Origin of the sequence: Haloarcula terrestris (genome assembly GCF_031624315.1) — an archaeon.
Taxonomy (GTDB): domain Archaea; phylum Halobacteriota; class Halobacteria; order Halobacteriales; family Haloarculaceae; genus Haloarcula; species Haloarcula terrestris.
Genome location: NZ_JAMQOM010000003.1, coordinates 51,038 through 75,781, shown reverse-complemented (window position 1 = coordinate 75,781; position 24,744 = coordinate 51,038). Strand labels below are relative to the sequence as shown.

Here is a 24,744-nt window from a genome sequence, read left to right as displayed (position 1 = left end):
CGAACAAAGTTGTTGGAACCGCCAATCTTTTGGGTTAGATACGTCTAATTTGGTGTATGTTGAGTGCCAAGATGGAGGATTACCTGAAGGCCATCTATCGTCTAGAGCGGGACGGCGACCCGCCGATTTCTCCGTCGACTATCGCCGAAGCGCTCGATGTAACGGCACCGACGGTCACCAGTATGGTCGAGAAGCTGGCCGACCGTGGACTCGTCGAACGCGAGAAGTACAAGGGCGTGGGGACGACGCCGGAAGGCGAGACGGTGGCCCTGGAGATCATCCGCCACCACCGCCTGCTTGAGACGTTCCTGACCGAGCAGCTGGGCTACGACTGGACAGAGGTCCACGAGGAGGCCGAGGTGCTCGAACACCACATCAGCGAGGAGTTCGAGCGCCGGGTCGCGGCCGTGCTCGACGAACCGGAGTTCGACCCACACGGTGACCCGATCCCCAGCGATTCGCTGGACCCGATAGACGACGACTCCGTGACGGCGCTGTCGGAACACGGGGAAGGGGGCCGACTCGAAGTCGCGCGGGTCCGAGACCGGGACCCCGACGAACTCACGTACCTCTCCGATGCCGGCATCACACCGGGGACAGTGCTGACCGTCGAGGAAGTCGCCCCAATCGGGATGGTGACGGTCCGGCTTGAGAGCGGGTCATCGGTGTCGTTACCGGACCACATCGCCGACGCGATTCAGGTCCGCGCCCCGGACGCACGTGGCGAAGACGGAGTGAGCCAAGTGTGAGCGACGTGACGTGGCTGACGGTCGTCGCGATAGCGGCCGGTGCGCAGCTCGCGGTCCTCCCCGGCGAGAAAGTCCAGTTCATCATCGCCGGCCTGTCGACACGATTCAATCCGTTCCTCGTCGTCAGCGCCGCGGGCACCGCGTTCGCCGGCTGGACAGCACTGGAGATCTGGTTCGGCTCCGCGATCACGTCGGTACTGCCCGGTATCGTCCTCGAAAGCCTCACTGCCGTGATGTTCCTCGTCTTCGCGATCCTGCTGGTTCGCAGTGCGCCGGCGGCCGACACGGACCAACAGGAACCCGCGTCCGGCTTCGCCACCGATGGCGGGCAACTCGACGTTCGCGTCCCCGTTGTCGACTGGCAGGTCCCGAACAAGCTCGGGGGGTTCCTGCCCATCTTCGCGATGATGGCCTTCGGCGAGTTCGGCGACAAGACCCAGTTCATCACGATCACGCTCGCCGCCCAGTACAGCGCCTACGGGAGCGCCATCTGGGCCGGCGAGATGCTCGCCATCATCCCGGTGAGCCTCGCCAACGCCCTCTTCTTCCACCGCTTCGCCCACCGGTTCAATCTTCGAACGGCCCACTTCGTCGGCGCGGGACTGTTCCTGTTTTTCGCCGCGGACTTCGCCCTGAGCGTGACGATGGGGGTCTCGCTGTGGGAGACGATGGTCTCGGCCATCGCGGCGCAGATGGGTGCCTGAAAAGCTCTGTGCCGTCGTCCCGCTCGTAACCGCCCAGGGGAACCCCTACTCTCAGTCCCGGCCGATGCTGTCGAGTTCCCGCGTCTCCTCCGTGGCGGCTAACGGCTGGAGCTTCCCGGCGAGCACCGCGAGAACGTAGATGCCCACTGCAACGAGGACGATGACGCCGCCGGCGGTCGCACCGGCGTAGTACGAAACCCCGATGCCGAGTACCACGGCCAGTTCCGCCAGCACAATCGAGACCAACAGCGACTCCGAGAAGCTCCGTGAAACCTGTGTCGCGCCGGCGACCGGGACAACGAGCATGGCCGCGACGAGGATGACGCCCATAATCTGCATCGCACCGACGACGACGAGCGCCGTCAGCATCACCATGATCCGGTTGTACCAGGCGACCGGTAGCCCGGAGACGGCGGCGGCAGTCTCGTCGAACGTGACGTACAGCAACTGGTTGCGTGTGAGTGCGACCGTCCCGACGATGACGCTGAACAGCCCGAGCATGATGACCGCGTTCTCGGCCGACACCGTCGAGAGGTTGCCGAACAGGTACTGGTTGATACCGACGGCCAGTCCGCCGGCGTTGAGGCTGATGAGGACCGTCCCCAGAGCGAATCCGGTCGAGAGGACAATCGCCATCGACACGTCGTTGTAGGCGTCGGTCGCCTCGGAGATGAGTTCGATGAGCAAGGCCGCGATGACGGCCACGACGACGGCGGTGAGATACGGCGAGACGCCCAGTTCGAAAACGCCGTTCAGAAACAGCCCGACGGCGACGCCGGCGAAGGCCGTGTGGGCGAGCGCGTCCCCGATGAGCGCCAGTTGGCGGTGGACGAGGAACGTTCCGATGAGCGGCGCGATGACACCGACGCACAGCCCGACCAGTATCGCCCGGTACATGAAGGTGTACTCGGGGCTGATGAGCTCCAGCCCGGTCAGATGGTAGAGCTGTGTCAGGAGCCAGTACCACAGTTCGAGGACCGGAAGGAACACCTCGTAGACGCCACCGGAAGCAAACGCGAGTGTCATCCGCCCCCTCCGGTCAGTGACTGCGCGCCCGTCCCGAACGCCCTGGCCAGCGCCGCGCTGTCGGTGAATTCCGCCGACGGGCCGTCAAAGTATATCTCACGGTTCAGGCAGATGACGCGCTCCGCGTGTTCGGTGACGGCCTGCAGGTCGTGTTCGATGAGCAGGACGGTGATGCCGTCGGCGTGGAGGACATCGAGTAGTTCGTAGAAAGCGTCGACCGATTCAGTGTCGACGCCGACGGTCGGCTCGTCCAGGACGAGCAGATCGGCCTCGCCCGCCAGCGCCCGGGCGATGAACGCTCGCTGGCGCTGCCCGCCGGAGAGGTTGGTGATTCGCCTGTCGGCGAAGCCCGTCATCCCGACCGTTTCGATGGCCTTGTCGACGATGCGCCAGTCGGCCGCGGAGAGCCGACCGAACCCGACGTGTGGGAACCGTCCCATTTTCACCACTTCGCGGACCGTTATCGGCATGTCCTGGCCCGTGCCAGCGCGCTGTGCGACGTAGCCGACTCTGGCCCCGTCGTCGAACGCCGTCGCATCGACGCCGAACAGTTCCGCGGTGCCCGCGTCCGGTTCCAGCAGCCCGAGCAGCAGTCGCATGAGCGTCGACTTGCCCGAGCCGTTCGGGCCGACCACGGCGACGTACTCCCCGGGGTCGATACTGACGCTGATGTCTTCGACGACCGGCGTGGCGGTGTAGCCGAACGACACGTCCGTGAGTTCGATAACGGGCGACTCGCTCTCGGTCGTCTCTGTCGGCGCTTCGTCAGTGTCGCTTCGGTGGTGGGAGCGCATCGACACCATCACTCGAAGTTCCGCCAGGTCTCGTTCCAGCCGTCCGGACCCGCGTTTTCGGGTGCGACATTGCCCAGAACGACCTCGAACGTCGGCATGTTTATCTGATAAGCGATCTCCTCGTAGCCCCAGTCGTTTGCCACCCACTCCTCGCGGACGCCGGCATAGGGCGTCACCGGGTAGTAGGCCTCGACTGCTGTCTCGGCGAGCAACTGCCTCGCCGGCTTCCGGGTTTCGAACACGCCGGCCCCGATGTACCGGATATCGTTCTCTTCGATGACCGCCTTCGCCTCGGTGATATCCGACGGTTTCACGTCACCGCTGGCAGCGAGGTTGACCACGAGCGGTCGCATGGTGACACCGTACCGGGTCCCGATGTACTGGAAGGCGTTGTGGGCCGCGAGCTGGACCACGTTCCGGTTGGCCCGGTCGAAGATCTCGGCGTAGTCCGCGTCGATGCGGTCGAGGACCGCCGATTTGTACGTCTCGGCGTTGTCCCGGAGCGTGGCTTCGGCGTCCGGTGCGAGCGCGACCAGCCCTTCGGTGATGTTGTCGACCGACTGCTTCGCGCGCTGGGGGTCAAGCCAGAAGTGGGGGTCTCTGGCCCGGTTCTGTCCGACGCCTTCCTCGTCGCGGTCGAGGCTCGCCGCGAGCGATTCGAGTTCGACGCCCGCACGGACGTTGATGAGTTCGGTATCCACGTCGTCGTCTTCGAGGGTCTGGATCGCCCGGTCCGCCCACGGCTGGAAGTCCGGGCCGACGTGGATGAACGCGTCCGCGTCGATGATCTCTCGCGTGATGCTGGCGTCCGGCTCCCAGCCGTGGCCGTGCAATCCAGTCGGGATGAGATTCTTGACCGTTATCGGCGTCCCACGTGCGACCTCACGGGCGAAGTCATAGAAGCTGAAAAAGGACGCGACCGCGACCGGCCCGTCCGCACCGGTCGCGCTGCCGTCGCTTGTGGACGCTTCGGCCCCGCCGCCGGTCAGACAGCCGGCGAATCCACTCGTGAGAACGCCCGCTCCGGCACCGAGGGCCTGCCGGCGGGTGAGTCCACCCGATGGCTCGCTGGAGAGTTCGATATGCATCATATGTGAATTGCTATCGTAGAAGTATATAATAGTTAGTATCTAAGGAACAGATTAGATTAGTCTAATACAGACTACTACCCACCCTCTGTGCCGCGTGTAGCCACAGAGACAGGCGGGCATAACGCATAAACCGGCGCTCGAAGTTGGTCCGATATGCCCGGGCTCGACGACACCGATCACGAGATCCTCCAACTCTTGCTCGAAGACGCGAGGCGACCCTACAGCGACATCGCCGAGCGTGTCGGCCTCTCGCCGCCGGCGGTCTCCGACCGCGTCGACCGACTCTCCGAGATGGGACTGATACAGGGGTTTACTGTCGATGTCGACCGCTCACTGTTGCAGGCCGGCGTGCCGGTTCTGATCGAGATAGACGCGAAACCGGGGCGGGCCGCCGACATCACGTCGGCGGTCAGCGACGCCGAATCCGTCGAACGAGTGTACCGGACCGCCAGCGGCCGCGTGGTTCTGGTGGCGACCGTCCCCCAGTCCGACGCCAGCGAACTCCTCGCCGACCACGTCGACCTTGAGGCCGTGGACAGCTACGAAGTCCGGATGATCGCGGACAGCGACTGGACCGCCGGCCTGGGCGCGGCGGAGTTCGCACCTGATTGTGCGGAGTGTGGCAACACCGTCGACGAGGAGGGCGAACAGCGGACGCTCGACGGCGAGCGGTACTACTTCTGCTGTGGCTCCTGTGCGGAGCGGTTCGTCGACCAGTACGAGTCACTGAAAGACGGGGCCTGAACTGCGAACGTCACTTTAGATTGCGAAGTTACTGCCGATATGAGTTTAGACCCAAACTAAACGGGTGGTTTGGCCTTCGAATTGAAGGGACAAACCGCATGAACGAGGGGGCCGTACAGTAAGGCAAGATGAGCAACCGGACCACCCGGCTCGAACTGACAGGGATGAGCTGTGCCAACTGCGCGGGCACGATTGAGGAGTCGGTGGACCAACTCGACGGCGTCGCGTCCGTCGATGCGAACTACGCCACCGACGAGGGCAGCGTCGAGTACGACCCCGACGTGGTATCGCTGGCCGACATCGTCGCCGCCGTCCGGGACGCGGGCTACGACGTGGCGACGGAGACGGTGACCGTCGGCATCACCGACATGTCGTGTGCGAACTGCGCGGACACCAACGAGGAAGCACTGGAAGGAACTGCGGGCGTTATCGAGGCCGACGTGAACTACGCCACCGACGAGGCCCAGGTCACGTACAACCCGGCCGACGTATCGCGTGCAGACCTCTACGACGCCATCGAATCTGCGGGCTACACGCCCGTTAGAGAGGGGGAAGGCGGCGACGACGGGAGCGACGCCTCCGGCGGCGAACAGTCCGGCGCTGACCGCCGCGCCGCCGCGCGAAACGGGGAGACACGCAAACAGCTCAGACTCACGCTGTTCGGAGCCGTCTTCTCTGTGCCGCTCCTGTTGTTCATGGCGGATCACCTGTTCTCGCTTGGCCTCATCCGCGAGACGATTCTGGGAGTTCCGCAGGGCTGGATTGCCTTCGCACTGGCGACGCCGGTCCAGATTCTGCTCGGCAAGCCCTTCTACGAGAACTCCTACAAGGCACTAGTCAACAACGGCCGGGCCAACATGGACGTACTCATCGCGCTGGGCTCATCGACGGCGTACGTCTACTCCGTGGTCGCGCTGGCGGACCTCATCGCGAGCACGGGGCTGTACTTCGATACGGCCGCGCTGATTCTCATGTTCATCACGCTCGGCAACTACCTCGAAGCACGCTCGAAGAGCCAGGCCGGGGCCGCCATCCAACAGTTGCTAGAGATGGAGGCCGACACGGCGACGGTCGTCCGCGACGACGGCACTGAGGAGGAAATCCCTGTCGACGAGGTGGAGGTCGGCGACCGGCTGAAAGTCCGGCCGGGCGAGCAGATTCCGACGGACGGCGTCGTCGTAGGCGGCGACTCGGCTGTCGACGAGTCGATGGTGACCGGCGAGTCCGTCCCGGTCGAGAAAGGTGAGGGCGACGAGGTCATCGGCTCGACGGTGAACCAGAACGGCGTCCTCGAAATCGAGGCGACCAAGGTCGGCTCCGAGACGGCCATCCAGCAGATCGCCGAGCGGGTCCGGCAGGCCCAGTCCCGCCAGCCCGACATCCAGAACGTCGCCGACCGCATCTCCGCGTACTTCGTGCCGGCGGTCATCGGCAACGCCGTCCTCTGGGCGGTACTGTGGGCAGTCGCGCCGGAGACGCTGGCGGCCGTCGTCGATGCGCTCCCACTGTGGGGGCTGGCCGCGGGCGGGCCGGCCGGCGTCGGCGTGAGCGAGTTCGCCGTCGTCGTGTTCGCTTCCGCAGTGCTCATCGCCTGTCCCTGCGCACTCGGATTAGCGACGCCCGCCGCGACGATGGTCGGAACGGCAATCGGCGCGCGCAACGGCGTCCTGTTCAAGGGCGGCGACGTACTCGAACGGGTCCACGAGGTCGACACCGTCGTCTTCGACAAGACGGGGACGCTGACGAAAGGCGAGATGGAACTGACCGATGTCGAGGTCGTCGGCCCGGCCGCCGACGGCGGGACGCTCAAGCCCGAGCGCGAACTGAGCGAGGACTTTGTCCTCGAAGTCGCCGCGACTGCCGAACACGCCAGCGAGCACCCGCTGGCCGAGGCCATCGTCGAGGGCGCACGCGAGCGCGGTATCGATGTCGAGGACCCCGACGAGTTCGAGAACGTCCCCGGCCAGGGCGTGAAGGCGACGACGCGCCACGGCCGCGTCCTCGTCGGCAACCGGAAACTGCTCTCCGAAGCCGGCGTCGATATCGGACCGACAGCGGAGCGAATGGATGCGCTGGAGCGCGAGGGCAAGACGGCGATGCTGGTCGCGCTGGCCGAGGACGCGGGGGGCGACGGCACCGAGAGCGATAGCGACCCGGACTACCGCCTCATCGGTATCGTCGCCGACGCCGACACGGTCAAGGAGTCCGCGAAGGCCGCTGTCAGCGGCCTCCGAGAGCGCGGGCTGGGCGTCTGGCTCATCACCGGCGACAACGAGCGGACCGCCCGCGCCGTCGCCGAGGAAGTCGGTATCGACCCCGACAACGTGATGGCCGACGTACTGCCCGAGGACAAGGCCGACGCCGTCGACGAGCTCCAGGGCGACGGCGACCAGGCGATGATGGTCGGCGACGGCGTCAACGACGCGCCAGCGCTGGCTGCCGCGAGCGTCGGCTGTGCCATCGGCTCCGGGACCGACGTTGCTATCGAGGCCGGCGACGTGACGTTGCTCCGGGACGATCCCGCCGACGTGGTGAAGGCCATCCGGATCTCCGAGGCAACGCTCCGGAAGATCAAGCAGAACCTCTTCTGGGCGCTGGGCTACAACACGGTGATGATTCCGCTGGCCTCGCTGGGGCTGCTCCAGCCGGTGCTTGCCGCCGTTGCGATGGCCGCATCGTCCGTATCAGTGCTGGCCAACAGCCTCGCGTTCCGCCGGTACAAACCGGATTCGGAGTATCGCCTGCTGGGCTTCCTGCGTCGCTGATCGGGAGCCGTCTCCAGCAGACTCATTTGTCGCCGGGCCTCACTTGCGAACAGTGACTGCTGAGGAGCGTGTCGCCGACGAGCCGACGGGACAGCCAGTGTCACAGCCGACAGGGGTCGGCGTTCGGCTCCGGGCGCTCTGGCGCGCACTCGTCATCGTCTGGCAGTTCGTCCCGCTGCTGTGGGAGTGGGGTCGGGACCGCAAGCGGTTCCTCCTGTTCGGCCGGTCCCGGACAGCGACTCCCGAGACGCAGATGCGGCGCGCTCGCTACCTGAAAGACACCTTCGTCAATCTGGGTCCGGCCTTTATCAAACTCGGGCAGATGCTGTCGACCCGGCCCGACGCCCTGCCGCGGGCGTACGTCGACGTGCTCTCGGAGCTCCAGGACAACGTCCCGCCGGAATCGTGGGCGACCATCGAGCCCGTCATCGAGCGGGAACTGGGCGACGATGTCGACGTGCTGTTCGATGAATTCGACACGACGGCGATTTCCGGGGCCTCACTGGGACAGGTGTACGAAGCGCGGATCGACAGGCAGCGGGTCGCGGTGAAGGTGCTCCGACCCAATATCAGAACGCGCGTCGAGTCGGACCTGCGGGTGCTGTCGACGCTGCTGCCGATACTCACCTACGGCGCGGACCCCGGGCAGGCGTTCACGCTGGAGAATCTCACCGAGGAGTTCGCGGCGACGGTCCGCCGGGAAATGGACTACGGCCACGAGGCGCGGATGCTCCGGGAGATCGGCGACAACTTCGCGGCCGACGAGGACATCGCCATTCCGGCACTCATCGGGAGCCACTCGACGGACCGCGTGCTCACGATGACATACATCGACGGCGTGAAAATCGACGATGTGGAGCGACTGGACGAACTCGGCATCGACCGGCCGGCACTCGTCCGCCGGCTTGAGGAGGTGTACATCCAGATGATCGTGGAGGACGGCCTCTTTCACGCCGACCCCCATCCCGGCAATCTGGCGGTCCAGCCCGACGGGACGCTCGTCTTCTATGACTTCGGGATGACGGGCTATCTCGGCCCCAAAACCCAGGACCAACTGCTGGAGTTCTACGTCGGCCTGGCGACCGACGACGTGGACCGCGTGATGGACGCCTTCGTCGAGATGGGCGCGCTGGACCCGATGGCCGACCGGGACGTGATGCGGGAGGCCTTCGACATCGTCATCGAGCAGTTCCGCGGCGAGGACATCAGCGAGTACCGCGTCGAGCAACTGGTCGGCCAGTTCGAGGCACAACTGTATGAGTTCCCGATGCGCCTGCCACAGGACCTGGCGCTGGTGGTCCGCGTGACGACGGTGCTTGAGGGGGTCTGCCGGACCCTCGACCCCGAGTTCGACTTCATCGAGATCATTTCGGAGTACGTCATGGAGCAGGGAGCGGGCGATGATGTCAGAGAGCAGATCAAGACGGAGATCCGGGAGACGGTGACGGGCTCGACCCGGTCGGCAGTTCGGACCGCGCCGAAGCTAGAGGATGCACTCGACCGGGCCGAGCGCGAGGAACTGCTCGTCAAAACGGTCTTAGAGGACAGCGACGGGCTGAGCCGGGTACTCGCCAAGCGGCTCCTGCTGGGTATCGTCGCCAGCGCGGGCATTCCGCTGAGTGCGTATCTCTACACCGTGAGCGGGCTGGAGGCCGCCGGACTTGCGCTGGGCGGGAGCGCGGCGGTGCTCGGGGTTCTCGGGTGGTCGTTCCGCCGACGCCGCGGGCCGGCGCTGGCGACGCCACAGTTCACCCGCCACGAAATGCAACAGCGCAGGGCGGCCGACGCGCCCGAACTAGACGAGTAGCTGGATGTCGGCGTCGGCCATGTGCTCAAGCGCCGTTGCCGCGCCGACCCCGGTCGTGACGCCGTCGTAGAACACGTCGGTCTCGTAGTCGAACAGTTCCGTCGTCATCTCACAGGCCTGCAGGTCGACGCCCATATCGAGCGCTGTCTCGACGAGTTCCTCAATCCTCGGCGTCCCGTTGGCGTCGATTTCTCTGTTCATGTACCAGGTGGTCAGCGAGTCACCGCCGGGGAGCGCCCCGAGGATGTTCGGCATCGGCAGACTCGGATTGCCGACGGCGCTGACCTGAAGTTCGCGTGAGCGCTCCTCGTGGAGGATGTCCAGCGCCCAGAAGGTGTGGAACACCGTCACGTCCCAGCCGAAGGCGGCGGCCGTACTCGCCAGGATGAGCGGCGGATAGGCCATGTCGAGTGAGCCTTTCGTGGCGATGATCGTCATTCGCGTCGGCTCATCCACACCGAGCGCCGCCACCTCGGATTCCAGGTCGGCCACGCGCTGTTGGAGCGACTGCTCGTCCGTCGCCGCGTCGCTGCTCATGCGTCCACCCGCTCGATGCGGTGGTGATAGACAGTCGTTCCGTCGTCCTCAGACTCCGTCTGCTCGCGTAGGACGACGGAATCGAGCGTCGATGCCCAGCCCGCGATATCGCTGACGCTGCCGGCGTCCGTTGCCAGGACTTCCAGCACTTCGCCGACTGCCAGGTCGTCGACGGCCTGTTTCGTCTTGACCACAGGCATCGGGCACGACGCCCCTTTCACATCCAGCGTCTTCGCAACAGTCAGTTCGTCGTTGTTGGTTGCCATTGGATTGTACTCAGCACACAATATATTGTGCGGTCGAATAAGTCCTTTGGCTACAGATGTCGAGAAATTCTCGCTATTCCGGCACCTAGTAGGACAATGTTTGTTTTGGTATTGTGTATTTTGTACAATTCTACCAATGCCTTTTTGTACGGCTAGCGGATACAGAGCGTACAGAATGACCGACAAACCGTTCGAGATTCCGGAGACAGTCGAAACGATAGCGCCGGTGGCACTGGCCCAGCAACTCGCAGACGGCGAACCGATTGGTATCCTGGACACGCGTGCGCCGGACTCGGTGGACGACTGGCGAATCGACGGGCCGGGCGTCGAGTTCGCGAACGTCCCGTACTACGAGTTCCTCGACGGCGTGACGGACGACAGTCTCGCTGCGCTTCCGGATGCACGGCCGCTGTACACGGTCTGTGCAAAGGGAGAATCCAGCCGATTCGTGGCTGACCGCCTCGACGACGCCGGAGTTGACGATGTCATCGCCGTAGCGGACGGCATGGCGGGATGGGAACGCGTGCTCACGTCGACGGAACTCGACGTGGATACGGCCGCAACCGTCGTTCAGTTCCACCGCCCTGCCTCGGGGTGTCTCTCCTATCTCGTCGTTTCCGGAGACGAAGCGGTCGTCGTCGACCCGCTCCGGGCCTTCGCTGACGACTACGTCGCGGCCGCCGCCGACCACGGCGCGGACCTGGTCGCCGCGGTTGACACACACGTCCACGCGGACCACGTCAGCGGGGTCCGGGCACTCCAGCGCGACCACGGCGTTCCAACGATGGTCCCCGCCGGCGCGGTCCAACGGGGCCTTGACTACGAGAGTCCCTACCAGACGATTGCCGACGGCGAGACGATATCTGTCGGGTCGGTCGCTATCGAGGCGGTCCACACGCCCGGCCACACGAGCGGGATGACCTCGTTCCTGGTCGAGGACACGGTGTTGCTGACCGGTGACGGACTGTTCGTCGAGAGCGTCGCTCGGCCGGACCTGGAAGACGGCGACGAGGGGGCACCCGACGCCGCGAGCCAACTGTACGAAACACTGCAGGAGCGCGTCCTCTCGCTGCCCGAAGCCACGGTCGTTGCCCCAGGGCATGCGAGCGACGGGACGCCCCGCGCGGCCGACGGCAGTTTCACGGCCAGGCTGGGCGATATCGTGGACTCGCTGGACGTGCTCACGCTGGAGCGGGCGGCGTTCGTCGAGCGTGTGCTGGGTGACATGCCGCCGCGGCCGACCAACTACGAGGAGATTATCGCCACGAACCTCGGGGAACAGCAGGTCGCCGACGACCTGGTCGCCGAACTGGAGCGGGGGCCGAACAACTGCGCGGCCAGCGCCGACACCATGCGAGGGGACTGAGATGGGGCCGGAGACGCTGCTCCCGAACGGTATTGCCCACTACCTCCTCGGTGGCGTACTCATCGGCGCGGGGACCGTCATCATCTACGGGGCGACGGGTATTACCGCCGGCGCGAGCACGTTCCTCGAATCGACGCTGTCGTATGTCTCGGACCGCCCGCGGTTCCAGCAGTTCCGCTTCACTGCGACCCGCGACTGGCGGGTCGTGTTCACGCTGGGAATCGTGCTCGGCGGCGCGCTGTACGGCCTCGCATTCGGCGAGTTCGGCTGGACGACGGACGTGCAGTGGTGGCGACTGCTCGGCGGGGGTGTCCTCGTCGGCGTCGGGACCCGGGTCGGCAAAGGGTGTACCTCCGGCCACGGCGTCTGTGGCGTCGGCTCCCTCTCGGAGGCGTCGCTGCTCAACGTCGGTGTCTTCGTGAGCATCGCCATCGGCACGGCGCTGACCGTGCAGGCACTGGGGGTGACGCCGTGAGCGACGCCGGCCGCCATCCGCTGTTCATGCCCGCGATACTGGTCGGTGGCGTCGTGTTCGGTTTCGGCCTCGGCCTCAGCCAGATGTACCGACCGGAAGTCGTTCTCCGATTTCTCCAGCTTGCGGATCTTGGCCTCCTGTTCGTGATGGGCGGGGCGAGTCTGGTCGCCGGGACGGCCTTCGCAGTTCTGAGTCGGACCGGCCGTCGCGCCCCACTGACGGGGACCGAGTTCGGCAAGCGGCTGAAGACGATGGACCGAAACGTCGTCATCGGTGGTGGAATATTCGGCGTCGGCTGGGGCCTCTCGGGCATCTGTCCGGGCGCGGCGTACGCGAGCCTCGGTGTCGGCAACCTCCCGATCCTCTATGGCGTCCTCGGAATGTTCGTCGGCGCGTACCTGCAGGGGTATGTCCGGTCGCTGTCGAGCGAGGCGGGGCACCCAACGGAGGAGCCGGCGTGAACGATACCACTATCAGCGACCCGTCGGGAAGGTTTCGACATGCCTGAACCGATCCGCACGATGCTGTCCGAGGAGTTCGAGTGTGACTACCTACTGGAGTGTTTCCACGACCTCACCGACCTCGACCGGGCCTGCTTCGAGCGACTCGTCGAGACTGACGAGCCGGTGACTGTGGACGAACTCGCTGCGCAGGTCGAGCGTGAACGGACGACCGTTTACCGGTCACTGCAGCGCCTCCTCGACGCAGACCTCGTGGTGCAAGAGCAGGTCAGCGGCGAGGGGAGCGGCTACCACCACGTCTACGACGCCGCCGACCCGGACGACGTGGCCGACCAGATGCAGCGGGAACTCAACGACTACTACGCGATGATGGGGCAGCTCATCAGTGACTTCCGCCGGAAGTTCGGGGAGCGCGTCGAAGATGACTGAGGACCAGTTCACGCCGGACGGGGAGCAAGAGCGCCGACTCGGTGCTGGCCTGTTCGAACGGGAGATGGGGCCCAGTTCGTCGATGGCCCACCTCTATCGGGGCGAGGTCCACCGGATGACCCGCTGGCGGGAGCGACTCGACCGCACCACGAACTGGGCCGTGACCGTCATCGCCGCCATCCTCACCTGGGCCTTTTCGGACCCGGGGAACCCCCACTATCTCATCCTCGTCGGCCTCGTCGCGCTGGCCGCGTTCCTGGGCATCGAGGCCCACCGCTACCGTGGGTTCGACGTGTGGCGCTCCCGGGTGCGGCTCATCCAGCAGAACGTCTGGGCACAGGGGCTCGACCCCAGCAGCGACGTTGACGACCACACCTGGCGAGAGAAGCTTCGGGCCGATTACCATCAGCCAACGCTGAAAGTCCCGTTCGAGGAAGCGCTGGCCCATCGGCTCAGGCGCGTCTACCTCGCGCTGGTCTCCATCGTGACGGCCGCGTGGCTCATCCGCGTGACCGCCTTCGCCGAGTCGGGGCCGTGGCCGGCGAGCGCGAGCGTCGGCATGGTCCCCGGAACGGTCGTCACCGCTGTTGTCGCGCTCGCCTACCTGGGTGCGGTCGTCGTGGCCCTTCGCCCCCGGACCTGGCACTCGCGGTCGGAGCTCCGCGAGTACGCCGTCGGCGACTGGGCGGAGGAGTGAATTACGGGACAGCGAGAACTCACAGCTCGCCGGCGTCAGCCATCTCCCGTATCTCTGCGGCCCGTTCGCGGATTTCATCGAGTTCCGCCTCGTCTTTGTTGTCGACGTGGCTGTACATCAGCCCCATCCGGTGATTCGACCGGAGCGCGTCCTCGTTGCGGTCCAGAAAGTCCCAGTACAGGGCGTTGAACGGACAGGCCCCCTCACCGGTCGTCTTGGTCTTGTAGTATGGACAGCCCGAGCAGTAGTCGCTCATCTTGTCGACGTAGTTCGCCGACGAGGCGTACGGTTTGGTTGCGAACACACCCGCGCCGTACAGCCCCATCTCGACGACGTTCGGCGTCGTCACCCAGTGGAAGGCGTCGACGTAGCCGGCGTGGAACCACCGATTGAGCTGGGTCGGTTCGACGCCGTAGATGAGCCCGAAATTGGCAAGCACCATCAGCCGCTCGATGTGGTGCGAGTAGCCCCGCTTTCGGACGTCGTCGACCACGTCCGAGAGGCAGGCCATGTCGGTGTCTCCGTCCCAGTAAAAGTCGGGCAGGTCCTCGCTCGCGCCGAGCTGGTTCGCATCGGCCAAGTCGGGCATCTCCCGTCGGTAGACGTGCCGGAGGAACTCACGCCAGCCCAGCACCTGCCGGACGAACCCTTCGACGCTGTGCAGCGGGGCATCGCCGTCTTCATACGCAGCAATCGCACGCTCGATGACCTCCGCCGGCCCAAGGAGACCGAGGTTGAGCGATGTCGAAAGGAGGCTGTGGCTCATCGCCCACTCTGCGTCCAGCATGGCGTCCTGGTACGGTCCGAACTCGGTTAGTCGGTTCGTAACGAAGTGATCCAGCGCTCGGACGGCCTGCCGGCGGGTGACCGGCCAGCGGAACGGCTCGGGGTCGGCCCAGTCGCCGCCGTAGGGTCGCTCGTCGTAGCTCCCATCGAACGTCGCGTCGACCCATTCGATGACCTTCTGGGTCACCTCGTCCGGTTCGAACTGCGGTGGTTCCGGCGGCGTCCAGCTCTCGGGCGGCGTCTCCCGGTTCTGGTCGTCGTAGTTCCACTCGCCACCGACAGGGCCACCGTCATCCAGTAGGTACCCCGTTTCACGGCGCATGAACCGATAGAAGTCCTCGTGGCGGTAGCGGCCGTCACTGGCCCACTCGTCGAATTTCGCGGGGGAGCAGATGAATCGCTCGTCGGGAACGGACTCGACGGTGCCGCCGGCCTCGGCCACCAGCGATTCGAGTCGTTTCCGTGCGGACTCGGTCTGTGGCCGGTGGGTCACGAGCGTGTCGTCCGGATGAGTCTCGAAGTGTTTCGCCAGTCCGCGCTCGAAACTCTCGGCCTGGTGGTAGTGAACTGTCCGGCCCTCCGACCGCAGATCGTTCCTGAAATGTCGCAGCGCGCTGAATAGTAGGACCAGTTTGTGCGGGTGGTACGGCAGTTTGCGAGCGAACGACTGCGCCTCGATCAGGAGCACTGGTTCGTCCGACCGGCGAGCGACGGGACCGGACCGCCGAACGAGGTGGTCACCGCGGAGCCAGACAGTCATCTCTGAACGGACACTCCCATTGGACGCAGTGAGGGGACCGATCCGCATCAATCCCGGTCCGAACTGTGTCGGTATCGTGGCGTCATCGGGCAGGTCTGTCGTCAATTATTGTTCCCGGACAAACGACAGAAACGACTGCCTTATCAGTGCACAGTCATAACTTTAGACGCATGTCAAACGACCTCGACAGGCGGACATTTATCCGCACGACTGCGGCCGTATCGGGCGCTGGACTGCTTGCTGGCTGTGGCGGGTCCGGCGGTGACGGCGGTAGCAGCGGCGACGGCGGTGACGGCGAGATGGAAACCACCGAAACTGAGGAAATGGAAACCACTGAAGCCGAGGAGATGGAGACCACCGAGAGCGGCGGGGACATGGAAACCGTCGAAGCGCCGAGCGAGGTCGCGGACTACGTCGGCGACGCGTCGAACTTCGATGGCTCCATGGTCGTGATGACCGATCAGGACGAGGTCACTGTCGCAGTCGGCGCGGAGGGCAACGGGGGCGCGTTCGCCTTCGACCCGCCTGCAGTGCAGGTCTCGACCGGAACGACGGTCGTCTGGGAGTGGACCGGCGAAGGATCCACTCACAATGTCGTCTCCGAGGACGACGGCCCGCTCGACTCGGGTTCGGCTGTCGCCGAGGAAGGAACAACCTACGAGCACACCTTCGAGGAAAGTGGCACCTACCTCTACAACTGTGTCCCGCACGTCGCGCTGGGCATGAAAGGCGCAGTCGTCGTCGAATAATCCGATAGGTACCGGCCGGTTTTTATCGTTTTACTAGCGCGGAGCGGCTGGTGACGTACAGCGAGTACGCGATGACTGCGAAACCGACTGCAGTGAGCGCGTTCTCGAAAATCAGTGCGACATCCGTGGGTAAGCCGAACAGTTGATCCGCGACACCGGCGATGAGCGACCCGACAGTGATGGTCGCGAAGCCGACGGCGAGATACGTGAGTCCGGTCGCCCTCGTTTTCAACGCAGCGCGAGCGGCAAAGTAGGTGATGAGCCCGCCGAGCAACACCGTGACGGTCTTGAACCCGATGACGATGAGTGGAATGTCTCCGTTCATAGTTCCTCACTGACGCGAGACCACAGGTGCGCGAGCCGGTCGCTCGGCCGCTCCTCGGCCGGCAAAACGTCGACCTCCAACGCGCCGTCGCCGTCGATGCCGACGAACACTCCGTCACAGTCCCGGACGTACGCGGTCGCGTGATGGCCGTCAGCGCGCACCTCCGTCTCCTCGGCAACCAGGTCGGCCTCGCTCAGTTGTTCGAGCTTCCGGTACGTGCTTGTCTGGGGCAGGTCACAGACCGAGGCGACCTCTTTGGCTGGCAGCGGCTCGTCGAGTACCCTGAGTATGTGGCGACAGTCAGGGTCGGCGAGGGCGTCAAACAGCGCCTGTGTCTCGCTCGCGTCGTTGTGTGCCACGGAGGGACCCTCTCAGGGGGACAGCCGGAGGTGGTTCTGCGTTCGATTCCGATGTGACGGCGCAGCGACGTGAATCCTGCGGGTTACCCGGCGTCCCGCGATACCCGGGTTCCGGTAGCTAGCCGATGTCGAGAATATAAAACACCACCAGATAAAGGGCGACCGTTCGTTTCCAGAATCTGGAAAGGGGACACCCACTTTTCTATCACGGAGAGGAAACGATTAGCTTGCCATGCGACCGCCCTCCACTCGCAGACAGTTCCTTGCTAGCACAGGCCTGACAGCGCTGGCCGTTACCGCCGGCTGTGTCTCTTCGGGCAGTACTGGTTCCGCAGGCGACAGCGGGAACGGGACTGAAACTACGACCCCGACACCCACCGAAACAGCGACACCGGAATCAACGCCCGAGTCCCTCGACGACTGGCTCGACGACGCCAACGGCTACGACGGCGACCCCCGTCAGTACGGCCCGGCCGAACAGCCGGCGATCATGGTCGGCGAGGAGACCGACGACGGCCTGGCGTTCGATCCACCGGTCATCGAGATCTCGCCGATGACGAACGTCCGGTGGGACTGGACCGGCCACGGCGGCCAGCAGAACGTCGTCGCGCTCGACGGGACCTTCGACAGCGGCCGGACGAACGCCCAGCCCGGGACCGGCTATCACTACATTTTCGACGAAGTCGGCGAGTACCGCTACGTCTCCGAGCCCCACCGTGACGAGGGCATGAAGGGCGCAGTCATCGTCAGAGAGCAGCAGTCCTCGGGCTATCCCGCCGTCGACAACTGGCTCGCCGCGACGGGCAACTTCGACGGCACCGTCACGGACCAAACCGGCAGCGCGGAAGCCACAGTCGTCGTCGGTGCGGAGGGCAACGGCGGCACGTTCGCCTTCGATCCGCCAGCCCTCAAGATCTCACCGGAGACGACCGTCGTCTGGGAGTGGGCCGACAACGCCGGCCCGCACAAAATCATCTCGAAGGACGATGGCCCGCTCGACTCCGGCTCGGTCGCCACCGACAGCGACACGACCTACGAGTACACGTTCGCCGAAACTGGGATCTACCTGTATGCCTGTGCACCCCACAGAGGACTCGGTATGAAGGGGGCAGTCGTCGTCGAATAAGCCGCGAAGCTTGCCGTATCGGTCCGCCTACGGGATCTTGACGCTGTGTTTGAGCGTCCCGATACCCTCGATTTCGATTTCGACCTCGTCGCCGTCCGCCATCGGGCCGACGCCCTCGGGTGTTCCGGTGGCGATGACATCGCCCGGTTCCAGCGTCATGTACGACGTGATCTCCGCAATGAGTTCCGGGACCGAGAAGATGAGATGCTCACGGGAGGAGGACTGCCTCGTCTCGCCGTTCAGTCGGAGTTCGATGCTAGCGTCCTCGGGGACGTGCTCCGGTGTGGCGACGAGCGGGCCGATGGGACAGGCGTTGTCGAAGGCCTTCCCGCGGACCCAGTTTTGCTCAATCTCTTGATCGTCGCGGTTCGAAATGTCGTTGACGCAGGTGTACCCCGCCACGACATCCATCGCGCCCGACTCGCTGACGTTTTTGCACTGCTCACCGATGACGACGCCGAGTTCGGCCTCGTAGTCGATGCGCTCTTTCCCCGAGGGCAGCGTGAGGTGCTTGCCGTGGGAGGCGACGGCGTTCGGGGCCTTGAGAAACAGCATCGGCCGGTCCGGGAGGTCCGAATCCATCTCCTCGGCGTGGTCGGCGTAGTTGCGCCCGATACAGACGACTTTCGTCGGCTCGCAGGGCGGGAGAATGTCCACCTCGTCGGGGTCGTAGGACTCGTCGCCGAAGGCGATGCGGCCGTACGGTCCGGCGGCGGCGGTAACGACGGGCTCGCCGTCCTCGACGGTCCAGCGACCCCCCCGGACGTTCCCCGCGGTATCACGGAATCGAACGCGCTTCATGTCACCGTTCTCTCAGGGCCGACAGATAAGCGTTTAGGAGGGGAAACCGGTCGATAGCGGGCTGTTCGACGGTTGTCTACCTGCGAATCGTCACCTGCGGTGGCCCGGCTGTCGGGCGCGTGACCGAACGGCTTTTGAGACGGGCCGGGCTACGCTGGGCCGATGAACGTCCTCGTCGTTGGTGCCGGCGCGATGGGCCGGTGGTTCGCGCGCACAGTCAGAGCCCACGCCGATGCGTCCGTCGCTTTCACCGATGTCGACCCGGCAGCCGCCGAGGCCGCCGCCGACGCGGTCGGCGGGCGCGCCGTCGCCAGCGACGCGACTGAGACTTTCGATGTCGTCTGTATTGCGGTGCCGATGCCCGTCGCCGAGACGGCTATCGACGAGTTCGCGCCGCTCGCAGCGGACGCAATCGTCGACGTGACGGGAAGCATGGCCGGCCCCATCGCCGCAATGCGAGCGGCCATGCCCGAGGGCCAGCGATTGAGTCTGCATCCGCTATTCGCCCCCGAAAACGCGCCCGGGAACGTCGCCGTCGTCGCCGATGCACCGGGACCTGAGACCGAGACTGTCGTCGGCGCACTCACCGACGCCGGGAACGACTGCTTCGAGACGACGGCGGCAGAACACGACGGAGCGATGGAAACAGTCCAGGCCAGCGCCCACGCGGCCGTACTCGCGTTCGCGATGGCCGCCGCCGACGTGCCCGACCGGTTTCAGACCCCGATTTCGGCGGGCCTGTTCGATCTCGTCGAGCAGGTCACCGGCGGCGACCCGCGGGTGTACGCCGACATTCAGGACGCCTTCGACGGCGCGGACGCGGTCGCCGAAGCCGCCCGACAGATAGCCGACGCCGACGCGGACACCTTCGAAGGGCTGTACGAGCAACTCTCATGAATCAGGACACCCGCCAGCAGATACGCGAGAACGCGCAGTACCTCCGAAACGTCCGGCCGCTGGACCCCGAGGAGCTACACGAATACGTCGAGGGCCAGCCCCACCCCGCCGTCGTCAAACAGGTACTTCGAGAGGAAGCGTTCGACCTGGGCATCGTCGAGCAGGACGACGGGACCTTCGTTCCGGCACCTGAGGGGCGCCTCTCGGTGGCTTTCGACGGCGTCGAGCGGTTCCCCGACCGCTACGAACAGCAGGTCTTGGACCTGTTGACAGAGTGGGGTGGCCCGGACTGGCACAGCGGCGAGCGCGGCGACGAACTCCGGGAGCGCATCCGCGAGATCAAGGAGCGGTACCTCCAGGGCCAGGCCGTCGAGTACGACGAACTAACGGCGCTTGGCTACGCCGTCTACCACCTGCCGGACTACTACGCCGTGGCGAAGTACCTCCTCGCGGACCTCGCCGCGGACGGCCTGCTGCCGTCACAGCTTCGAGTCCTGGATGTGGGGGCCGGTGTCGGCGGCCCGGCGCTCGCGCTGCGTGACCTGCTGCCCGACGACGCCCTGCTGGACTACCACGCCGTCGAACCGAGTGCCGCCGCGGACGTGCTGGAGCACTTGTTGGAGGACAGCGGCCAGAACGTCCGCTGGGAGATCCACCGGGCGCTCGCCGAGGAGTTCGACCCGTCGTCGCCGGGAACCGGCGACGGCAGTGGAGAAGACCTTGATTCCGGCGATACCGATGCCGAGGGCTACGACCTCATCATCTTCGGGAACGTCCTCAGCGAACTCGACGACGCGGCGGCGACCCTCTACCGGTACGTCGAAGCGCTTGCCGACGACGGAACGCTGCTGGCGCTGGCCCCGGCGGACCGCAACACGGCGATACAGCTCCGAACGGTCGAGCGCGAGGTAGCCGACGGTGGCCCGGCGACGGTGTACGGGCCGACCGTCCGGCTCTGGCCCCACCAGTCGCCCGACAGCGAGTCGTGGTCTTTCGACCGCAAACCGGACATCGAGGTGCCGACGATGCAGCAACGCCTCGACGACCCCGCGGGCGGGACAGGCGAGTTTGTCAATACGGATGTGCAGTTCGCCTACAGCGTCCTGCGAACCGACGGCAAGCGAAAACACGACGTGACGCCGGACCGGGGCATCCACGCGCCGATGGCCGACGCCGAGAACTACGTCACGGACCGGGTGAACTTCCTGGGTGTCAAACTCAGCCACGACCTCGCCGAACGGGAGGGAGCTAATCCGCTGTATCTGCTGGGGGACGGGAGCCAGCAGGTCGACCACTTCGCCGTCCTCACCGAGTCGTCGATACTGAACGAGGACCTCCGGAAAGCCGACTACGGCGACCTGCTGTCCTTCGAGAACGCGCTGGTGCTGTGGAACGACGACGAAGAAGCGTACAACGTCGTCGTCGACGGCGAAACGGTCATCGACCGTGCCCGGTAGCGGTGGGCTTTTCTCGGGGACGGCCTGACGGGGCGTATGGACGAGCCGACGATTCTGCTGACCAACGACGACGGCATCGAGAGCGCCGGCCTCCGGGCGCTGTACGACGGTCTCTCGACAGTCGGCGACGTGACCGCGGTCGCCCCGGCGGAGGACCAGAGCGCGGTCGGCCGGGCCATCTCACATGAGGTGACCGTTCACGACCACGAGATGGGGTACACCGTCGAGGGGACGCCGTCGGACTGCGTCGTGGCGGGGCTCGAAGCACTCGTCACGGATGCGGACCTCGTCGTCGCGGGCTGTAACCGCGGGGCAAACCTCGGCGCGTACGTCCTCGGGCGCTCGGGGACCGTCAGCGCCGCCGTCGAAGCGACCTTCTTCGACGTGCCGGCGATGGCCGTCTCGATGTACATTCCGGTCCGCGAGGACGCCGCCTTTTCCGACATCGAGGCCAACGGCGACAGCTACGACGAGGCCGCCCGAGCGACGACGTACCTCGCCGACCACGCCATCGACGCCGGCGTGTTCGAGCAGTGTGACTACCTGAACGTCAACGCGCCCGTCGCGGAGTGGGGCGAGGCACCGATGACGGTGACGCGCCCCTCGCACCTCTACGAGATGGACGCCGTCCGGGAGGGCGACGCCGTGACGCTCCATGACCGCATCTGGGAGCACATGGCCGAGGGCGACATCCCCGACCCCGAGGGAACCGATCGCCGCGCCGTCGTCGACGGACAGGTCAGCGTCTCGCCGCTGACCGCGCCACACACCACCGAACACCACGAGGCCCTCGACGCGCTCGCCGAGACGTACGAACCGGAGGACGGTGAAGCAGCGGACGACGAGTCAGCTGACAGCGAGGCCGCCAACTGACCGGAAATGCGGTTCCGCAACGCCATCCTCTTCGTCGCGCTCGCCGTCGCCTGGGGCAGCGCCTTTACCGCGATCAAGGCCGGACTGGAGTACTTCCCGCCGGTGCTGTTTGCGGCCTTTCGCTACGACCTCGCCGGCCTGCTCATGCTGGGATACGCAGTGTACGTGACAGACCAGTGGGTCCCCCGGAGCCGGGCCGACTGGATCGTCGTGGGTATCGGCGGTTCGCTACTGATCGCGGCGTATCACATCTTCCTGTTCATCGGGGAACAGGGGACCACCAGCGCCGCCGCCGCTATCGTCGTCAGCCTCTCGCCGATTCTGACCACCGGGTTCGCCCGGGCGTTCCTCCCCGAGGAACGGCTCACGCCGCTAGGTATCGTCGGCCTGCTCGTCGGCTTCGTCGGCGTCGGCGTCCTCAGCAACCCCGACCCGAGCAATCTGTTGGACCCTCGAACGGTGTCGCTGTTCCTGGTGTTTCTCGCAGCGGCGGCGTTCGCCCTCGGGAGCGTGCTGACCCGCCGGTTCGACGACGACCTCGAAATCGAGACGATGGAGGCGTGGTCAATGCTTCTGGGTGCCGTCCTCATGCACGGCGTCAGCGCCGGCCTCTCCGAGTCAGTCACCGACATACAGTGGACCGTTGAGGCGGGGCTGGCCCTGCTCTATCTGGTCGTTGTCGCCAGTGCGCTGGGGTTCCTGATTTATTTCGACCTGCTGGAACGGCTCGGCCCCATCGAAATCAACCTCGTCTCCTACGCCGCGCCGGTCGTCGCCGCCGCGACCGGCCTCCTCTTTCTCGGCGAGCGGCCGACGTTCTTCACGGGCGTCGGGTTCGCCTGCATCCTCGTCGGGTTCGCCCTCCTGAAACGGGACGCGCTGCGGGACGAGGTCGCGCGGTTCAACGGAACGCCGAGACAGAGCGACTGATACTGTCGGCTGTAACTATTTCAAGAGATTCTTCACCATGGGGCGACGATATTCTTCACAGACATACAGCCGACAGTATGAGCCCCGTTGCTACTCAGACAGGGTGAAGGGCAGCCAGCCGCTTGGCTGGTCCGGGAGGCCGCGGACGCGGAGTTCGCCATCGTTCGCTCCGTTGTCGGATTCTCTGACCTCGATACGCCCGTCGGCGACCTGGCTCAGTGTGTTGACCGCTTTCGTGTCGTGGGTCGTCGGGTCGATAGCGAACACTCCCAGACCGCCGGCGCTGTCGATGCGACCCGAGACGGTCTGTGCAAACTGGAACAGCGCCCGCAGGTCGACGTACATCGACAGCGACGAGAGGCTTATCAGTCCGGTCCGAACGCGGCCCCCCTCGACAGACCCGTACAGGCCCTCGTACAGCGCCGAGAACTTCATGCCGATACCGGTCAGGTCACTCTGTGTCGAGACGTACTTCACCCGGTCACCGAGCGCGGAGTTGCCGAGATCCTGTCCGCTACAGTCGATGACACCCATTCTCGAATCGTCGAAGGGAGTACGGGTCTCGCGACAGGCGTTCAGGAGCTTCTCAGCGGTCATGTTCGTCGAGATGAACAGCATTCCCTCTCTGGCGGGACTTCCGTCCGCGACGAGCGTGCGGGCGAGCCCTTCGGCGCGGCTGAGTGCCGGCCCCGCGACCAGTACCGTCGACCCGGAGCTGATGGGGTTGATCGGGATACCGTCGCCGAACTCGTACCCGCCGCTGGTCCCTGCGGTCATGGCTCACCCTCCGTCCCTTCGGCGATGCCGTCCAGCCGCGAGTGAAGTTCGATGAGGTCCATCGCCACATCGGCGAGATCCTGGAGGTACGCTTCGTCGGCCGCCGAGAACGCCCGAGGCTCGTCGTCGTACACACACAGCGGCCCGATGACCAGGCCGTTCGACGTAATCAGGTTCGCTCCCATGTACGCCCGGATGCCCATGTCGATGAGTGTCTCGCTTCGGGTTTCGAAGCGGGGGTCTTCCGTGACATCCTCGACGGTCATCACGTCGTCGTCTTCGAGAATCGTAAAGGTACAGATAGAGTCCTCGCGGTCCATCGACTCCCAGTCCTGCGCGTCGCCGTAGCAGGCCAGAAAGTCCTGGCTGTGCTCGTTGATGATGTTTATCGAGGCCCGGTCAACGTCGAAGTAATCGGCGGCGAGGTCAGTGATCCGGTCCAGCGACGACAGCAGGTCCGGATTATCGAGGTCGTACGACCGGAGCGCAGCCAGCCGCTCGGTCTCGGTTTGCGGGACCGGATACGTCGCTTGCACTCGCGTGTCGATAGTCGTGCCCAGCAGTTTCGAGAGGCGCTCTCTTCCAAAAATCGAGTCTTTCCCGACGTACTCTGTGATCGAACCCCGAAGCTCCGCCGTGTCGATAGTGTCCGGGTCGGTGTCGGTGTACAGGATACACCCGGCGTCCGGGCAGGCCGTTTGGGCCGTCCCGATGAGGTCGAACCCCGTTCCGTCGGGGAGTTCGTACTCGGTAACAACGGCTGCGGTGGCCGTCGTGAGCTTGCGCTCCGCGTCGGCCAGCGTTCCGGCCGTTTCGAAGCGGAGGTCTCGGTCCGGCAGTTCCGACTGGAGCTTGTCGACTGTCGTTTCACGGACATCCTCGTCCGGGTCCACGCAGAGAATGCGATGTGCCATCGGTATCTGGTTTGAGATTCCTGCCGGGCGGCATGTACGTACTGGCCCAGCTATCAACCGCGAAAACGGGAGCGAGCCA

The 24,744-nt window shown here is 65.3% G+C and carries 27 protein-coding genes; 16 read left to right on the top strand and 11 right to left on the bottom strand.

Going from position 1 to position 24,744, the window contains the following annotated elements; translation table 11 throughout:
* Positions 1–56 precede the first annotated feature (56 nt).
* Both NDI54_RS07475 and NDI54_RS07470 read left to right on the top strand, forming a co-directional pair.
* Positions 57–749, top strand: coding sequence for a metal-dependent transcriptional regulator (locus tag NDI54_RS07475; RefSeq protein ID WP_310895833.1), 693 nt, complete (start codon positions 57–59; stop codon positions 747–749).
* On the top strand, positions 746–1,453 hold the full coding sequence (locus tag NDI54_RS07470) for a TMEM165/GDT1 family protein (RefSeq protein WP_310895832.1): 708 nt from the start codon (positions 746–748) through the stop codon (positions 1,451–1,453). The genes NDI54_RS07475 and NDI54_RS07470 overlap by 4 nt, the downstream gene beginning before the upstream one ends.
* 51 nt (positions 1,454–1,504) lie before the next feature.
* Here the strand turns inward: NDI54_RS07470 and NDI54_RS07465 are convergent, their stop codons facing one another.
* Genes NDI54_RS07465 through NDI54_RS07455 form a run of 3 tightly spaced genes read right to left on the bottom strand, consistent with a single transcriptional unit; the run spans position 1,505 to position 4,361 of the window.
* The gene (locus tag NDI54_RS07465; protein ID WP_310895831.1) at positions 1,505–2,479 is read right to left on the bottom strand and encodes a metal ABC transporter permease; all 975 of its coding nucleotides are present in this window, start codon (positions 2,477–2,479) and stop codon (positions 1,505–1,507) included.
* Entirely contained in the window at positions 2,476–3,273 is a 798-nt protein-coding gene (locus NDI54_RS07460; protein WP_310895830.1) for a metal ABC transporter ATP-binding protein, read from the bottom strand. The genes NDI54_RS07465 and NDI54_RS07460 overlap by 4 nt, the downstream gene beginning before the upstream one ends.
* An 8-nt stretch (positions 3,274–3,281) precedes the next feature.
* Positions 3,282–4,361: a metal ABC transporter substrate-binding protein gene (locus NDI54_RS07455; RefSeq protein ID WP_310896324.1), complete on the bottom strand. Its 1,080-nt coding sequence runs from the start codon at positions 4,359–4,361 to the stop codon at positions 3,282–3,284.
* Between the two features lie 156 nt (positions 4,362–4,517).
* On the opposite strand from NDI54_RS07455, the gene NDI54_RS07450 reads away from it, so the two are divergent.
* The 3 genes from NDI54_RS07450 to NDI54_RS07440 all read left to right on the top strand — a co-directional run bounded on the left by NDI54_RS07450 (position 4,518) and on the right by NDI54_RS07440 (position 9,680).
* Positions 4,518–5,108, top strand: coding sequence for an AsnC family transcriptional regulator (locus NDI54_RS07450; RefSeq protein WP_310895829.1), 591 nt, complete (start codon positions 4,518–4,520; stop codon positions 5,106–5,108).
* A 128-nt stretch (positions 5,109–5,236) separates the two neighbouring features.
* The gene (locus NDI54_RS07445) at positions 5,237–7,873 is read left to right on the top strand and encodes a heavy metal translocating P-type ATPase (RefSeq protein ID WP_310895828.1); all 2,637 of its coding nucleotides are present in this window, start codon (positions 5,237–5,239) and stop codon (positions 7,871–7,873) included.
* A gap of 52 nt (positions 7,874–7,925) precedes the next feature.
* Positions 7,926–9,680 carry an ABC1 kinase family protein gene (locus NDI54_RS07440; RefSeq protein ID WP_310895827.1) on the top strand — a complete coding sequence of 585 codons (1,755 nt, stop codon included), beginning with the start codon at positions 7,926–7,928 and terminating at the stop codon, positions 9,678–9,680.
* On the opposite strand, the gene NDI54_RS07435 is transcribed toward NDI54_RS07440, so the two are convergent.
* Together NDI54_RS07435 and NDI54_RS07430 are read right to left on the bottom strand one after the other, a co-directional pair.
* Entirely contained in the window at positions 9,669–10,217 is a 549-nt protein-coding gene (locus NDI54_RS07435; RefSeq protein ID WP_310895826.1) for a DsrE/DsrF/DrsH-like family protein, read from the bottom strand. The genes NDI54_RS07440 and NDI54_RS07435 overlap by 12 nt on opposite strands.
* Positions 10,214–10,483, bottom strand: coding sequence for a sulfurtransferase TusA family protein (locus NDI54_RS07430; RefSeq protein ID WP_310895825.1), 270 nt, complete (start codon positions 10,481–10,483; stop codon positions 10,214–10,216). Before NDI54_RS07430 ends, NDI54_RS07435 begins: the two co-directional genes overlap by 4 nt.
* A gap of 175 nt (positions 10,484–10,658) precedes the next feature.
* Between NDI54_RS07430 and NDI54_RS07425 the strand changes: the two genes are divergently transcribed.
* From NDI54_RS07425 to NDI54_RS07405, 5 genes are read left to right on the top strand one after another with little or no spacing between them, the layout of a single operon-like run.
* Positions 10,659–11,849, top strand: a complete 1,191-nt coding sequence (locus tag NDI54_RS07425; protein WP_310895824.1) for an MBL fold metallo-hydrolase — start codon at positions 10,659–10,661, stop codon at positions 11,847–11,849.
* Position 11,850: 1 nt separating this feature from the next.
* On the top strand, positions 11,851–12,324 hold the full coding sequence (locus tag NDI54_RS07420; protein WP_310895823.1) for a YeeE/YedE family protein: 474 nt from the start codon (positions 11,851–11,853) through the stop codon (positions 12,322–12,324).
* A 26-nt stretch (positions 12,325–12,350) separates the two neighbouring features.
* Positions 12,351–12,785: a DUF6691 family protein gene (locus NDI54_RS07415; RefSeq protein WP_406600175.1), complete on the top strand. Its 435-nt coding sequence runs from the start codon at positions 12,351–12,353 to the stop codon at positions 12,783–12,785.
* Positions 12,786–12,824: 39 nt separating this feature from the next.
* Positions 12,825–13,214 (top strand): helix-turn-helix domain-containing protein, encoded by a 390-nt coding sequence (locus NDI54_RS07410; protein ID WP_310895821.1) that lies wholly within the window; start codon positions 12,825–12,827, stop codon positions 13,212–13,214.
* Positions 13,207–13,911 carry a DUF2270 domain-containing protein gene (locus tag NDI54_RS07405; protein ID WP_310895819.1) on the top strand — a complete coding sequence of 235 codons (705 nt, stop codon included), beginning with the start codon at positions 13,207–13,209 and terminating at the stop codon, positions 13,909–13,911. The genes NDI54_RS07410 and NDI54_RS07405 overlap by 8 nt, the downstream gene beginning before the upstream one ends.
* 19 nt (positions 13,912–13,930) lie before the next feature.
* Here the strand turns inward: NDI54_RS07405 and NDI54_RS07400 are convergent, their stop codons facing one another.
* Positions 13,931–15,457, bottom strand: a complete 1,527-nt coding sequence (locus NDI54_RS07400) for a cryptochrome/photolyase family protein (protein ID WP_310895818.1) — start codon at positions 15,455–15,457, stop codon at positions 13,931–13,933.
* Positions 15,458–15,627: 170 nt separating this feature from the next.
* Here NDI54_RS07400 and NDI54_RS07395 point away from each other — a divergent pair, with 170 nt between their 5' ends.
* The gene (locus tag NDI54_RS07395) at positions 15,628–16,206 is read left to right on the top strand and encodes a halocyanin domain-containing protein (RefSeq protein ID WP_310895817.1); all 579 of its coding nucleotides are present in this window, start codon (positions 15,628–15,630) and stop codon (positions 16,204–16,206) included.
* 22 nt (positions 16,207–16,228) lie between these two features.
* On the opposite strand, the gene NDI54_RS07390 is transcribed toward NDI54_RS07395, so the two are convergent.
* Positions 16,229–16,531, bottom strand: coding sequence for a DUF7521 family protein (locus NDI54_RS07390; RefSeq protein WP_310895816.1), 303 nt, complete (start codon positions 16,529–16,531; stop codon positions 16,229–16,231).
* Positions 16,528–16,890, bottom strand: coding sequence for a helix-turn-helix domain-containing protein (locus NDI54_RS07385; protein ID WP_310895815.1), 363 nt, complete (start codon positions 16,888–16,890; stop codon positions 16,528–16,530). The genes NDI54_RS07390 and NDI54_RS07385 overlap by 4 nt, the downstream gene beginning before the upstream one ends.
* Positions 16,891–17,122: 232 nt before the next feature.
* Here NDI54_RS07385 and NDI54_RS07380 point away from each other — a divergent pair, with 232 nt between their 5' ends.
* On the top strand, positions 17,123–18,016 hold the full coding sequence (locus tag NDI54_RS07380; protein ID WP_310895814.1) for a halocyanin domain-containing protein: 894 nt from the start codon (positions 17,123–17,125) through the stop codon (positions 18,014–18,016).
* 27 nt (positions 18,017–18,043) lie between these two features.
* Here the strand turns inward: NDI54_RS07380 and NDI54_RS07375 are convergent, their stop codons facing one another.
* A complete protein-coding gene (locus NDI54_RS07375; protein ID WP_310895813.1) occupies positions 18,044–18,817 on the bottom strand; it encodes a fumarylacetoacetate hydrolase family protein in 774 nt (257 codons plus the stop codon).
* 162 nt (positions 18,818–18,979) lie between these two features.
* Here NDI54_RS07375 and NDI54_RS07370 point away from each other — a divergent pair, with 162 nt between their 5' ends.
* Genes NDI54_RS07370 through NDI54_RS07355 form a run of 4 tightly spaced genes read left to right on the top strand, consistent with a single transcriptional unit; the run spans position 18,980 to position 22,974 of the window.
* The gene (locus tag NDI54_RS07370; protein ID WP_310895812.1) at positions 18,980–19,714 is read left to right on the top strand and encodes a prephenate dehydrogenase/arogenate dehydrogenase family protein; all 735 of its coding nucleotides are present in this window, start codon (positions 18,980–18,982) and stop codon (positions 19,712–19,714) included.
* Complete coding sequence (locus NDI54_RS07365; RefSeq protein WP_310895811.1) at positions 19,711–21,171, top strand: small ribosomal subunit Rsm22 family protein; 1,461 nt, start codon at positions 19,711–19,713, stop codon at positions 21,169–21,171. Before NDI54_RS07370 ends, NDI54_RS07365 begins: the two co-directional genes overlap by 4 nt.
* Positions 21,172–21,207: 36 nt before the next feature.
* Positions 21,208–22,044, top strand: coding sequence for a 5'/3'-nucleotidase SurE (surE, locus tag NDI54_RS07360; protein ID WP_310895810.1), 837 nt, complete (start codon positions 21,208–21,210; stop codon positions 22,042–22,044).
* Positions 22,045–22,050: 6 nt separating this feature from the next.
* Positions 22,051–22,974 carry a DMT family transporter gene (locus tag NDI54_RS07355; RefSeq protein WP_310895809.1) on the top strand — a complete coding sequence of 308 codons (924 nt, stop codon included), beginning with the start codon at positions 22,051–22,053 and terminating at the stop codon, positions 22,972–22,974.
* Between the two features lie 90 nt (positions 22,975–23,064).
* Here the strand turns inward: NDI54_RS07355 and NDI54_RS07350 are convergent, their stop codons facing one another.
* Positions 23,065–23,751 carry a DUF7504 family protein gene (locus tag NDI54_RS07350; RefSeq protein ID WP_310895808.1) on the bottom strand — a complete coding sequence of 229 codons (687 nt, stop codon included), beginning with the start codon at positions 23,749–23,751 and terminating at the stop codon, positions 23,065–23,067.
* Positions 23,748–24,644: a GAF domain-containing protein gene (locus NDI54_RS07345; protein WP_310895807.1), complete on the bottom strand. Its 897-nt coding sequence runs from the start codon at positions 24,642–24,644 to the stop codon at positions 23,748–23,750. The genes NDI54_RS07350 and NDI54_RS07345 overlap by 4 nt, the downstream gene beginning before the upstream one ends.
* Positions 24,645–24,744 lie beyond the last annotated feature (100 nt).